The sequence below is a fragment of the Paenibacillus assamensis DSM 18201 genome (genome assembly GCF_000422445.1).
Lineage (GTDB): Bacteria > Bacillota > Bacilli > Paenibacillales > Paenibacillaceae > Paenibacillus_B > Paenibacillus_B assamensis.
Window position 1 is genome coordinate 265,409 of sequence record NZ_AULU01000009.1, and the last position, 13,567, is coordinate 278,975.

General features: G+C 44.7%; 7 protein-coding genes and 1 riboswitch. Of the genes, 2 read left to right on the plus strand and 5 right to left on the minus strand.

What is annotated here, in order from left to right:
* Positions 1–96: 96 nt before the first annotated feature.
* Entirely contained in the window at positions 97–3,306 is a 3,210-nt protein-coding gene (locus tag H580_RS0105805) for an efflux RND transporter permease subunit (protein WP_028593951.1), read from the minus strand.
* Between the two features lie 254 nt (positions 3,307–3,560).
* On the opposite strand from H580_RS0105805, the gene H580_RS0105810 reads away from it, so the two are divergent.
* Positions 3,561–4,448: a TetR/AcrR family transcriptional regulator gene (locus H580_RS0105810; RefSeq protein ID WP_028593952.1), complete on the plus strand. Its 888-nt coding sequence runs from the start codon at positions 3,561–3,563 to the stop codon at positions 4,446–4,448.
* A 176-nt stretch (positions 4,449–4,624) separates the two neighbouring features.
* On the opposite strand, the gene H580_RS0105815 is transcribed toward H580_RS0105810, so the two are convergent.
* Entirely contained in the window at positions 4,625–6,412 is a 1,788-nt protein-coding gene (locus tag H580_RS0105815; protein WP_028593953.1) for a diguanylate cyclase domain-containing protein, read from the minus strand.
* A 277-nt stretch (positions 6,413–6,689) separates the two neighbouring features.
* Positions 6,690–6,791: riboswitch (purine riboswitch) on the plus strand.
* A gap of 281 nt (positions 6,792–7,072) precedes the next feature.
* On the opposite strand from H580_RS0105815, the gene ade reads away from it, so the two are divergent.
* Complete coding sequence (gene ade / locus H580_RS0105820; protein ID WP_028593954.1) at positions 7,073–8,800, plus strand: adenine deaminase; 1,728 nt, start codon at positions 7,073–7,075, stop codon at positions 8,798–8,800.
* Positions 8,801–8,907: 107 nt separating this feature from the next.
* Here ade and H580_RS23510 read toward each other — a convergent pair whose 3' ends face one another.
* The 3 genes from H580_RS23510 to H580_RS0105835 all read right to left on the minus strand — a co-directional run bounded on the left by H580_RS23510 (position 8,908) and on the right by H580_RS0105835 (position 13,556).
* Positions 8,908–9,804 carry a polysaccharide deacetylase family protein gene (locus tag H580_RS23510; RefSeq protein WP_245583499.1) on the minus strand — a complete coding sequence of 299 codons (897 nt, stop codon included), beginning with the start codon at positions 9,802–9,804 and terminating at the stop codon, positions 8,908–8,910.
* A 153-nt stretch (positions 9,805–9,957) separates the two neighbouring features.
* A complete protein-coding gene (locus H580_RS0105830) occupies positions 9,958–11,829 on the minus strand; it encodes an ABC transporter ATP-binding protein (RefSeq protein ID WP_028593955.1) in 1,872 nt (623 codons plus the stop codon).
* Positions 11,826–13,556: an ABC transporter ATP-binding protein gene (locus H580_RS0105835; RefSeq protein WP_028593956.1), complete on the minus strand. Its 1,731-nt coding sequence runs from the start codon at positions 13,554–13,556 to the stop codon at positions 11,826–11,828. The genes H580_RS0105830 and H580_RS0105835 overlap by 4 nt, the downstream gene beginning before the upstream one ends.
* Between the last annotated feature and the right edge of the window lie 11 nt (positions 13,557–13,567).

Consider the following 13,567-nt stretch of genomic DNA (forward strand, 5'->3'; position numbering starts at 1 on the left):
ATTGCCACATCAATATGCTATCCCTATGAGTTGCTAGCACTGCTAGCACAACAAAACTCGCTTCTCATCTTATATAGACAGCTAGAGCCTTACAACTTAAGCAGCCTTAGCCTTCTTCTTCGTACCTTTACGGCTAATTTTGCTAACTACCTCATACACGATTGGCACGACTAGCAACGTAAGCAGGGTAGAGCTCGTCAATCCGCCGATAACCGTTACGCCAAGACCGCGGGAAATAACGCCGCTGCCTTCCATACCGATCGCTAGCGGAATTAGTGCACCAATCGTCGCGATAGCCGTCATCAAGATCGGACGAAGGCGTGTCACTGCTGCTTCAAGCAACGCTTCGCGAACAGAGTACCCTTCTTCTTCCTTCTGGATAACGCGGTCGATTAATACGATTGCATTTGTGACAACGATACCGATAAGCATCAACATACCGATAAGTGCCGATACGCTGATCGTCTCTCCTGCAATAAACAGCGCTACAATGGCACCAATAATTGTGAATGGCAAGGAGAACAAGATTGCAAACGGTGCTAGACCGCCGCCAAATGTAATGACAAGTACCAAGTATACGATTGCGATTGCTGCAAGCATCGCGATACCAAGCTGTTTGAACGACTCTTCGATATCAGCCGTTACCCCACCAGTAGAAATTTCAACGCCTACAGGAAGTTTCATTGCATCGACTTCTTTTTGTACAGCAGCAGAGACTTCTGCTACATTTGTACCTGTAATCTTACCGCTCACATCTAGGACGAGGCGACCATTTTTACGCGTAATCGTATCAGATGTGGAACCTTCGTTCAACTCAACAACATCCTTCACTTTCACTTTCGTGCCTAGTGGAGTTGTAAGCTCTCGATTCAACAAATCATCGATAGAGTTGGCTTTCTTTTCTTTCACTTGCAAGTAAACATTCAGTTCTTCGCCATCTTTCTCAACCGTCGTCAACACTGGACGCTCTCGCTGCTGGCTAAGCTCCATACCGACTTGAGCAGATGTTAAGCCATATTGACTTAGCTTCTTATGATCGATCGTCAATGTATACTCATCGTATGCATCAGACAAGCTGGATTCAACATCTTTCAAGCCTTCAACTTTAGACATACGCTCTTCAAGCTCAGTAACAACTGGCTTCATTTTCTCCATGCTGTCGCCGAATACGTACATCTTCATATCATTGCCGCTGAATCCACCTGTAGCAAAGTCCATTTGCCCCCACTCGCCTTTTGGCGTCTTCGCTTGCAAATCAGTGATAACCTGCTCTTTCAATGCTGTGAAATTAGGCGTATCTGGATTATAGCTGATGAAGAACAACGCCTGATTGCTAGCCCCTGGGCTCATTGGATTCTCGCTACCTACTGAATACTGCACAACATCTACGTATTCACTAGCTTGGAAATACTCTTCTGCCATTGTTGATGTCTTTTTCACATCTTCCAGCGTTTGACCTGCTTCTGGATTGAACGTTGCAATAATCATCTTCTGTTCTTCAGCAGGCAGGAAGCTGACGCCAACGAATGGTGTAAGCATTAAGCTGCCGACCAACAATGCCACCGCAATTAGCGATGTAACTACTTTGTGATTCAAAGACCATTGCAGTGTACGCTTATAAGCCAAAGCAAGGCGGCCTGGATTATCTTCATGATGCTGATGCTTGTCATTAATTCCGTTCTTAAACATTTGATGCGCCATCATTGGCACGATCGTAATAGCAACGACTAAGGATGCAAGCAATGCAAATACGATCGTCAAGCCGAATGGCAAGAACATCTCGCCGACCATTCCCGAAACGAGACCAAGCGGCAGGAATACCGCAATCGTTACGATCGTGGAGGACATAATCGGCATAAACATTTCTTTCGTCGCTTCACGAATAAGATCGAATCCTTTAAGCTTCTCTTGCTTCAAGGACATGCGACGGTAAATATTTTCAACGACAACGATAGAGTCATCGACAACACGTCCAATTGCGACCGTCATCGCGCCAAGCGTCATAATATTGAGCGTGATATCCATCTGATGCAGTAGAAGAACCGCAATAAGCAAAGACAACGGAATCGATACAACCGAGATAAGCGTTGTACGAAGGTTTCGCAAGAACAGCAAAATAATAAGCATAGCGAAACCTGCACCGAACAAGGCTTTGCTCAGCATCGTGTGCACGGAATCTTCAATCGGCTTTCCTTGATCAGATGTAGAAATAAACGTTAAGTCTGGATACTTGGCTTCAAAGTCTGCAACGACAGCCTTAACTGCATTTACAACTTCAACTGTATTCGCGTCAGCAGCTTTTACAATCTGCATACCGATAGCATCTTGTCCGTTCGTACGGGATACAGACTCTGCTTGACCTGTAAGTTTAATGTCAGCTACTTCACTAAGCTTAACTGTCGGCAGCTTCATGTTTGCAGCTGCTTGACCTTGTGCACTAGGTGGAAGTGCTTGAGCACCTGCACCAGCAGCAGATTGACCCGCTGCACCTGGCAATGCTCCCATTCCTGCTCCAGATGTTGCTGGTTGTTGCCCAGCAGTTCCTGCACCACCCATAGCAGCCGGATTGTACGGAATTTCAAGATTGCGCAGCTCTTCTAGCGTCGTCAACTTGCCATCAACTACAACAGACTGCTCAGTCTCCCCAAATTGGTACAAGCCTAACGGGAAACGCAAGTTAGATGCTTGCAGCAGTCCACGAACCGTATCCTCTTGCAAGCCATATTTCTTCATCTGATCGTCTTTGAACGTCAGCTGTACTTCATCGACTTGTTGACCGGAAACTTGGATGCTGGCAACGCCATCTACACCCTCAAGCTTGGGTACGATTTCTTCTTCTACTTGCTTCGTCAGCTCTGCGAGTGACTGCTTGTCATTCGCTGCACTCAACGTAATAACAGGGAACGCACTGAAGCTCATACGAGATACTTTCGGAGACTGCACGCCTTCTGGCAAGCTAAGCTCAGCCATAATGCTCTTCACTTCTGCTTCAGCCTTCTCCATATCGGTATCGAAATCATACATAATCGTTATCGCAGATGCATTCTGGAACGAGGACGAATCGACACTGTCGACTCCCGGCAAGTTCTGTATCCGCTGCTCGATTGGCTTGGTGACTTCATCGGCCACTTCCTGCGGAGCAGCACCTGGATAAACGGTCGTTACCGTTACGACAGGTGTTGTAATATCCGGCAGCGTCTCCATCTTCATTTGCGTTCCTGAGTACAGACCAGACACGACTACAATAATCGTGATCAACCATAACGCAAATTTGTTTTTCAAAGAAAAATTAATAATACTATTCAACGTCTTTCCTCCACTTCTATTTAGCTCTCTCTTCCCTGCTCTGCCAAGGCATGATATCAGTAACAGAAACACGGGTAACTTATTGAGTTACACAAACATCCTACACATAAGTTTTGACTGACTAGTCATAATACTATAAAATATAACTGACCGGACAGTCGGAGTCAACTGGTGGATGTCGTTAAGAATGAACATTGACGAACAGAACATTCACGTCATAATAAAGGTACCCGACATAAATAGGAGCGTATCAAATGAAGGAAAAAGAAAAATGGTTAATTGAAGCTGGTATGAAGCTGTTCGCTCGCAAAGGTGTATTAGCCACTTCCATACAAGAAATCGCCACCGAAAGCGGCATTTCCAAGGGTGCTTTCTACTTATACTTTGATTCCAAAGAAGATCTGCTGCTGGCGATATTCCGATATTACTACGACCTCATCAACACCAAAGTTCATGAAGTGGGACAACATATAACCGACCCTAAGGAACGGTTCATCCGGCAACTCCAAGTTCAACTTGAGGAGATTGAAAAGCATAAAGAATTCATCGTTATGCACGCACGCGAGCATGCTATTCCATTCAATCAGGAAATTGCAGAATTCGTGTTCACCATGCGGGATGAGATGTTTACTTTTTTCCGCAACCATCTCATTCATATGTTTGGAGAAGAACGCGTTCAGTCATATGCAACAGATCTCACCCTGCTCATGCAAGGTATGATGCAAGTATTTTGTGAAATGATGCTGCTTCATAATAAACCGAGCGATCTTGGAGAAGCGGCTGCTTATATGGTACAGCGTATCGAACATTTACTAGAAGGCTTTGAGCGTTCTGGCGATAAACCGATATTCGAATCTTACAGTAACAATAGCATGTGCTTATCGTATGCAGCGGCACCTGCCGATCCTAAGCAACAACTACTACAGGAACTTCATACGATTGCAAAGGAAGCTTCACATACGGCTAATGATGACCATCTTCGTATTACATTGGACGTGTTGATTGAGGAGCTGACAGCTAATGAACCGCGTCTACCTCTTGTAGAAGGCATGCTGTACAACTTACGAAATTATGAAACTCTGGCACCAATCATTGAAAAAGTTCGAAATCATTTCTGTACCTCTTCTGATTCATCGAAATGAAGATAAGGCAGAGGATGGATGAGATTGTTGGGTTCATGTATAGATCCTTGTTATTTAAAATAAAAGAGGCGAGAGAAACCATGCGGATTCCTCGCCTCATCTATGTGCTCCATAATCTGTTCCCAGATGCTAAAGTAGACTTAGTGATTCCAGCAAATCAAGCTAGCACGCACCTACTACCCATGTATCCGAACTTGATTGCGTCCTGCTTGCTTGGCTTCGTACATCGCTTGATCCGCTAATTGTATGAGCGAGCTTTCTTGTCCTTCTTGATCGGACTGTACTTGCATCGTAAAGCTGCCCAAGCTGCAAGTCACGACTGAGAATGCTGGCGGCACACCATGCACGATGCCTAGATGTTCTACCGTTAAGCGCACAGCTTCAGCAATAACGGCTGCCTGCATCTTATCGGTATGCGGTAAAATAATCGCGAATTCTTCACCACCATAGCGAGCTACAATCGCATTGGAATCCGATAATGCATCTCGGACTGCATGAGCAACACTCGTTAGACACTCATCCCCTTGCTGGTGACCATACGTATCATTGTACAATTTAAAATAGTCCAGATCGAACAGCATAAGCGTTAACGGCGTTCCTGCTTCTCCTGAAGACTGCCATTCCTGCTGCAATACTTGGTCGAAATATCTTCGATTGTACACACCTGTTAAGCCATCTCGGAACGAGAAATCTTTTAATAGACGGTTGGCCATTTGCAGCTTCTCATTCGCTTCTTTCATCCGCTGCTCTGACACAATTCGTAACGTAACGTCGCGGTAAAAGATCGAGACCCCCTCTTCTGTCGGGTACATTCTCGTCTCCAGCCAACGCTGCTTAGGCTCATCGAACCAAAGAAATTCGGTTCTAACCTTCTCTGTCATGGTTCGCATACTATGCTCATACCATTGTGTATCTAGCAAATGCGTATTAAATACCCAGAAATGCTTTCCCTTTACTTCTTGAAAGGAAATTCCCTCAAATTGTTCCGCACTCTTATTGACAAACATATATTTCCATTCGTTACTCAGCGCCACGAAACAATCTGATAAACTGTTTAACGTGTTATTGAGATGCGTCTGTGACTGTTTAAGTTGAGCCTGTGATCGAGTCAAACGAATGTAAAGTTGATTCACCTCAAAAAACAGCACAGCCAGAGCCGCCGTAGCAGACAGCAGCGCATTAAAGCGAGCCACATACCAGCCAACACTATATCGCTCACCAGCATACAAGGTTAGAATCACGTCCAAACAGAACGTAAAGACGGATAATGTCAGCCATATATGCAGCACACTATTAAATTTCGTTCTTAACAACAGCATCGTAAACGCGATTACATTTAAGACAGCAACAGCAGGCCCTATCCCTGAGTAGACAAGCTTTTCATAATTATGTCCATTCAAAAATGCAGGAAGTGCCGCGCGATAGGAGTACAGCAAATAAGTCACAATAACAACGATAGCCCCTGTTCCTAGCAGCATGCCCCCTCGCAGCCATTTCTCCCTGCCCATTTTTAGCGGCTGACTACTATTTTCACTTTTCAAATGCAACGAATATTTAATAATGCCAATAGGATAACCAATATGCCATACCAGCCATAACCAAAGGGATAGCTGCTCCAAATTGCCTACCCACTGATACGGGAGTATACCAGGAAATGCAGCTGCATGCGGAATAACGATAAGTGCAGTAAATAAGAAGGTCGCGGAAAGAATAAGCAGCGGCTTTTCACCAGATGCCCGATATTGTATGTAAAAGAGATGGGAGGTTACAAAGTCTCCAATTAATACCCACGCAATAAATAGAGGATAGAAAGCATTCACTTCTAGAAAATGGTTCTGTGCATAGGGGAGAACAGACATCGACAGACCAATGATCAACAAACCAACAACCGTTGCAATGACCGTCTGTTTTCGTGTTGGCGGTAACTTTAAAATGGTTGCCAATGGATCTTTCATATCTGGCATTACTCGTTCAACCTTTCTTCATCATTAGTTGCTGCATTGCATGATTCACAACTAAATTTGCTCTCTGCATGACTTGTTTACACGTACTTCTTATTTTCCCCGAAATGTAACTTTTATCTTACTACAAGGAAGATGCAGTGTACACCTACAGCCACGTCAGGGTTTATGCTGCTTGGATTTTCTATTTGCAATCTTAAGACGTACAGCAGATGCACATACGAAACTAACTTTATGCTAAAGCTATTGACTGCTGAGGCACAGCCCTATAGAATAAGAGAAATTTTATATACCACTATCTCGTATAGGGTCGGAAATAAGGTCCGGCTGTTTCTACCGAACTACCTTAAATAGTTTGACTACGAGGAAGGATTAGGCTGTTCCGAGCTGGACAAGCTTTGGAATCAATCGGGAATTTAGATAAGACAGCAGATTAGGAAGGCAGTATTTTGTATGAACAATATGAACACTGCGGCTCTTTCCTGCTTGTCTTGTTATAATCTACCCATTTGAGAACAGATCGAATAAATAACCGATGCAGATGCAGCCTCTAGTTCCTTCTACTCCAGTCAAACTCTAAGTGTTCGATTCGATACGCTAGAGTTTTTTTCATTTGGAGGGGAATTGTAAGTGACAACGGGACAAACAGACAAAGAAATAGCTATGCAACAATGGATTGCCGCTGCTTCCAAGCGTGAACAGGCAGATATCGTCATTCGCAATGGACGCATCGTAGACGTATTTCAACACGAAATTAGACAAGGTGATATCGCAATCACGAATGGTCGCATTGTCGGTATTGGCGAGTATGAAGGCAAACAAATTATTGATGCGGAAGGACGCTATATTTGTCCTGGCTTTATCGATGCACATGTCCACATTGAATCATCGATGGTAACTCCATCTGAATTCGCACGTGTTGTGCTGCCTCATGGCGTAACTTCTGTGATTACAGACCCACATGAGATTGCCAATGTTAGTGGCACAGCTGGCATTCAATTTATGTTAGATGCATCCGAAGGCTTGCCGCTAGATGTATATGTGATGCTTCCATCTTGCGTACCTTCTACTCCCTATGAGCATGCTGGAGCCGTGCTGCATGCAGAAGCATTAGAGCCCTTCTACCAACACCCGCGAGTGCTTGGACTAGCGGAAGTTATGGATTACCCTTCTGTACACAACGGTACGCCAGATATGATACGCAAGCTGACAGACGCTTATGCGAGTGGCAAATATATGGATGGCCATGGCGCTGGACTAACTGGAGATCAGATTGATGTTTATCGCGCAGCAGGCATTCGCACAGATCATGAATGTGTATCTGCTGAGCAAGCAAGAGAACGACTTAGCCGTGGCATGTATATATTGCTGCGAGAAGGCTCTGTTGCTAAAGACGTACGTAATCTTGCATCCGTCGTTACTCCTCACAACGCACGCCGCTGTTTATTTTGTACAGACGACAAGCATTTGGATGAACTTGTACAGGAAGGCAGCATCAACTGGAATATAAAGCTCGCGATTGAATCCGGCATCCCAGCTTTGACTGCCATTCAAATGGCGACCTTAAATGCAGCGGAATGCTACGGGCTTGAAACAAAAGGAGCTGTCGCTCCTGGGTATGATGCCGATTTGCTATTTCTCAATCAGCTAGACACGGTAGAAATCAGTCACGTATTCAAAGCAGGTCAGCTTGTCGCTTCTAACGGAGCCTATGTAGGGTCAAAATTGACAATTACCGCCCCACCATCGACTGTATTGAACAGTGTTCGATTAAGCGATGTACAAGTTGAGCAGCTCGCCATTCCGTTACCTGAACACACTCATTGTTCGATCATTGGTATTCAGCCAAATCGTTTGATAACCGATCATCTTGTCGAAGAGGTAACCATATTGAACGGTAAATTCCAGCCTTCGGTACAAGCTGATCAGTTAAAACTAGCCGTACTGGAACGTCATCACCATACCGGACATATTGGGCATGGTATTGTAAAAGGCTTTGGCTTCCGTGCAGGGGCAATTGCATCCACTGTTGCTCATGACTCGCATAATCTTGTCGTCGCAGGCACGAATGATGCTGATATGCTCATCGCAATCGATGAACTTCGTCGATCAGAAGGCGGACTAACTGTTGTCAAAAATGAAGTCGTACTTGCCACGCTGCCGTTACCGATATCAGGTTTAATGGCGACTCTGCCCTATGAAGAAGTATTGAAACAATTGGAGCAGCTTCATCATGCGTTAGAACAAATCGGCGCTTCGACTGAGTTTCATCCATTCGTGACTTTATCTTTCCTGTGCCTGCCTGTTATTCCAGAACTCAAGCTGACGGATATGGGGTTGTTTTCATTCCAATCCTTCAGTCATATTTCAATATGGGAAGCACGCTCATAACCATTATCGCTGCCATTATGTAACCAAACTGTTCGCTACTAGAATGTGATCAATCAACAAGCTGATTTTGATGAAAAGGCGCCTACGGGAGGCGCCTTTGTTTATTTTTATGAAGCATGCCCGTTTATTTTGTAAGCAGGCTTGTTCAGCAATTCAGGTACAGTTACTAGCTCTATTCCTTGTTCTCCCAATTGCTTAATGATTTGCGGCAGAGCTTGAACGGTTCCGCTCAAGTCCTCCCCTTCCCCTCCTGCAGAATGCTGAAGCACAATAGCCCCTGCTTTTACATCACCCATTACATTAGCCAGCACCTGTTCCGCATTTAAACCTTTCCAATCCAATGAATCTACATTCCAATTCACGATGGATATGTTTTTGCTTACGAGCCATTTGATCTGTTCTTCGGTAATATTTCCGTAAGGTGGTCTCAGATACCGCATCGTTTTACCTGTTAATTTTTTGATCGTTTGCTGGGTATCCAATACTTCTCGTTGAAATATGGTATTCGATACCTTTGCCAAATTAGGATGGTTATACGTATGGTTTCCTAATATATGCCCTTCTTTTACGATACGATTGATAATATCAGGATGTTTCTGCGCCCTGTTGCCAACAACGAAAAACGTCGCCTTCACTTTGTATTCCTTCAGTACATCCAGCACTCGCGGAGTAAACAATTGATCAGGAGCATCATCGAACGTTAACGCGACACGAGGCGGCGTTGATGAACCTGAGAAATGAAAGTTCGAACGGTATTTTTTGCGGAGCTCTTCTAGCGTCAATGGATGCGTATTGCGGTTCTTATTTTCAGATCCACCTGCTAGCTCAGGCGCTCCATTAGGCACAAGCTTGTACTCTTTAATCGTATTATTTTTAACAGACTTCGCCTGATTAGCATTCGATGTCCCATTTGTATTGGAGTTGGAGTAACAGCCTGTAGTCATCACAGCAAAGAGAAGCATCATAAACAAGCAATACCGCAAATATCTTTTTCGCACCATCATTTTCATTGCCCCCTAAATGTATATAAGGTTACAATTCCCCAATCAAGCGAGGTTCATGATGGCATCTTATCCCTTCATCTATTGTCATACCAATCACAAAAAAAATCCCTAGTTCGCTGATAAGCAACTAGGGATTTCATTTAACCTATCACGTTATACAGCTTGCCCTTCATCTGCAAACTGACTGTTGTACAGGCTCGCATAGAAGCCATCTCGCTCCAACAGTTGTTCATGCGTACCTTGTTCAATCACACTGCCCTTATTCATGACAAGGATGAGATCTGCATCACGAATCGTGGACAACCGGTGAGCAATGACGAAGCTTGTTCTACCTTCCATCAGCGTGCTCATCGCCTTCTGAATATGAACTTCTGTCCTTGTATCAACGCTGCTCGTCGCTTCGTCCAGAATCAATATTGTCGGATCAGCAAGAATCGCACGCGCGATAGTAAGGAGCTGCTTCTGACCTTGGGAAATGTTTGAAGCTTCTTCATTCAATACCGTGTCATAGCCATCAGGCAGCGTACGAATGAAGTGGTCGGCATGCGCCGCCTTCGCTGCACGAATAATATCTGCCTCCGAAGCCCCTTCACGTCCATAGGCTATATTGTCACGAATCGTGCCATTGAACAACCACGTATCCTGTAATACCATACCGAACAAACTGCGCAGTTCCGCACGCTTCATTTCATGGATAGGTACGCCATCAATCGTAATCTGTCCACCATTAAGCTCATAGAAGCGCATAAGCAAATTGATCAGCGTCGTCTTGCCCGCACCAGTAGGACCGACTATCGCAACCGTCTGACCTGGTTGCACCTGCACATTCATATCCGTCATCAATAGTGCATCAGGCTTATAGCCAAATTGCACATGGTCGAAGACGATAGTACCTCGTGGCGCTTGCAACTGCTTCACTTTATCGGAATCAGGACGTTCCTCCTCTTCATCCAACACTTCGAATACACGCTCTGCCGAAGCAATGGTGGATTGAATCAAGTTCGCAATATTTGCTGCTTGAGCCAAAGGCTGTGAGAACTGGCGAGTATATTGAATAAAGGCTTGAATATCACCGATCTGAATCGAACGGTTCGTTACGAGCACACCACCAACGACACAGACAAGAACGTAGCCGATATTACTGACGAAGCTCATTAAAGGCATAATCATACCCGACATAAATTGTGCACGCCAGCCTGCATCATATAGACGGTCGTTCACTTCATCAAATTTCTGAAGCGACTTCTCTTCACGGCCAAATGCTTTTACAATTTGATGACCTGTGTACATTTCCTCAACATGTGCATTCAATTCACCTAGAGAATCCTGCTGGTTTTTAAAATGCTTCTGGGATCGACCTGCAATGTTCTTCGTTGCGATAACGCTAAGCGGCAATGTCACCAATGTAATGAGTGTCAATAACGGACTAATCGTCAGCATCATAATAATAATACCGACAATTGTAATCACCGATGTAATCAATTGCGACAAGCTTTGCTGCAACGTCGTACTGATATTATCTACATCATTCGTAACACGACTAAGCATCTCACCATGCTGCTGCCTGTCATAATAGGATAACGGTAATTTAGCCAGCTTGCGGTTCACTTGTTCGCGTAGATCGTAAACGACTCGCTGAGCAATACCAGCCATCACATACTGCTGAACATACATAAACAAAGCACTAAACACATACAACACAACTAGAATCAATAAAATATTCCAAATGTAATCAAAGTCAATGCCTGCACCAGGGACCCCATTCATCATATTCATAAGCCCCTCGAACAATTTCGTAGTGGCTTTACCCATAATCTTCGGGCTAACGATGGAGAACAAGGTTCCCAGTACAGCCATGAAGAAAACAATAATGAGCGAAGTTCTGCTCGGCTTTAGGTAGCCAAGCAAACGGCGCAATGTACCCTTAAAGTCTTTTGCCTTCTCACCAGGAATAGCCATACCAGGTCCCATAGGCCCTTTTGAATCTTGATGTCCTTGAGGGGATCGTTCTTTTTGTTGACTCATGCGATCTCCTCCTCTGTTAGCTGGGATGCCACAATCTCCTGATACACGTCGCTCGACTTAAGAAGCTCTTGATGCGTACCGACACTTGCTATTTCCCCATCGTTCAACACGATAATTTGATCAGCATCCATAACCGTACTAACCCGCTGAGCAATAATAATGAGTGTGGCTTCTTTTGTTTCTTGCTTCAAAGTAGCACGCAGCATGGCGTCTGTCTTGAAATCCAAGGCAGAGAAGCTATCATCGAACAAATACACGTCAGGTCGACGCACTAATGCTCTCGCAATCGATAAGCGCTGTTTTTGCCCACCAGATAAGTTCGTTCCGCCCTGAGACACCATCGTGTCATAACCATCATTCATTGCTTCAATGAAGTCAGCAGCCTGAGCAACTGCCGCAGCATGTCGCATCTCTTCATTTGAAGCATCATCTTTACCATAACGAATGTTTTCAGCAACTGTGCCTGAAAATAGAACTGCTTTTTGCGGGACGATACCTATCTTTCTCCGCAACTCTCCTTGTTCCCATTCACGAACATCAACGCCACCCAATCGGATAGAGCCTTCACTCACGTCATAAAATCGCGGAATTAAGTTCAACATGGTGGACTTACCCGATCCTGTACCACCAATGATCGCCGTTATCTCACCCGGACGGGCTGTAAAGCTAATATTGCTAAGTGCAGCCTCTTCTGCACCAGGGTATCGGAATGTTACCTGATCAAACTCCAAATATCCCTTCTGCGGATCACTTGCCTTCTTTGGCTGATCTGCATCTTTCAATTCTGGCTTCATATCAAGTACCTCATTAATACGAGCTGCAGAAGCAGACGCACGAGGGATCAATACGAATACAAGCGAAAGCATAACAAGTGAGAACATAATTTGCATCGCATACTGAATAAAGGCCATCAAATCACCGACCTGCATACTGCCACTCTCAATACGAATGCTACCGAATGCTATAATGGCAATGGTCGTTACATTCATAACCAGCATCATAACAGGCATAAGCAACGCCATAATACGATTGACTTTGATTCCTGTATCTGTTAAGTCACGGCTTGCCTCTTCAAAGCGCTTCTGCTCATGCTCAACACGATTGAAGGCACGAACAACACGAATACCTGTCAGTCCTTCACGGACAACAAGATTAAGCTTATCAAGCTTCACCTGCATCGCTTTGAAGAGCGGAATACCTTTACGAGCAATGAAAAAGATAACAAGTGCCAACACGGGCAATCCAACAGCCAACACCATCGTGAGCGGGCCATCTTTGGATACCGCCATAATAAGACCACCGATACACATAATAGGCGCCATCACCATGACGCGTAGTATCATCACCAACACTTGCTGTACTTGGTTAATATCGTTGGTTGTACGCGTAATCAAAGAGGATGTCCCCACCTTGTCGAACTCCTGCAAGGAGAAGTTCTCTACATGGCGAAATACTTGAGCACGTAAGTCTTTACCAAACCCAACTGCCACTTTGGATGACCAGTAACTTGCTCCGATTGCACACAGCATGCCGCCCCCTGCAATCAGAAGCATCCAACCGCCCATTTTCCAAATATAATTAACATCACCCGTTACAATCCCTGTATCCACAATATCCGCCATCAACGTCGGCAAATACAACTCTGATAACGTTTGAATAAAGACGAGGGCGAGTACGATTGCTGTCGGAAGACGATAAGCCTTCAAAAAGCGAATCAGCTTCATCATAATGATCCATC

Excerpts from the sequence above, each read along its gene's own strand:
- H580_RS0105810 (WP_028593952.1), top strand. The coding sequence starts at position 3,561 with ATGAAGGAAAAAGAAAAATGGTTAATTGAAGCTGGTATGAAGCTGTTC.
- H580_RS0105830 (WP_028593955.1), bottom strand. The coding sequence starts at position 11,829 with ATGAGTCAACAAAAAGAACGATCCCCTCAAGGACATCAAGATTCAAAA.
- H580_RS23510 (WP_245583499.1), bottom strand. The coding sequence starts at position 9,804 with ATGATGGTGCGAAAAAGATATTTGCGGTATTGCTTGTTTATGATGCTT.
- H580_RS0105815 (WP_028593953.1), bottom strand. The coding sequence starts at position 6,412 with ATGCCAGATATGAAAGATCCATTGGCAACCATTTTAAAGTTACCGCCA.
- H580_RS0105835 (WP_028593956.1), bottom strand. The coding sequence starts at position 13,556 with ATGATGAAGCTGATTCGCTTTTTGAAGGCTTATCGTCTTCCGACAGCA.
- ade (WP_028593954.1), top strand. The coding sequence starts at position 7,073 with ATGCAACAATGGATTGCCGCTGCTTCCAAGCGTGAACAGGCAGATATC.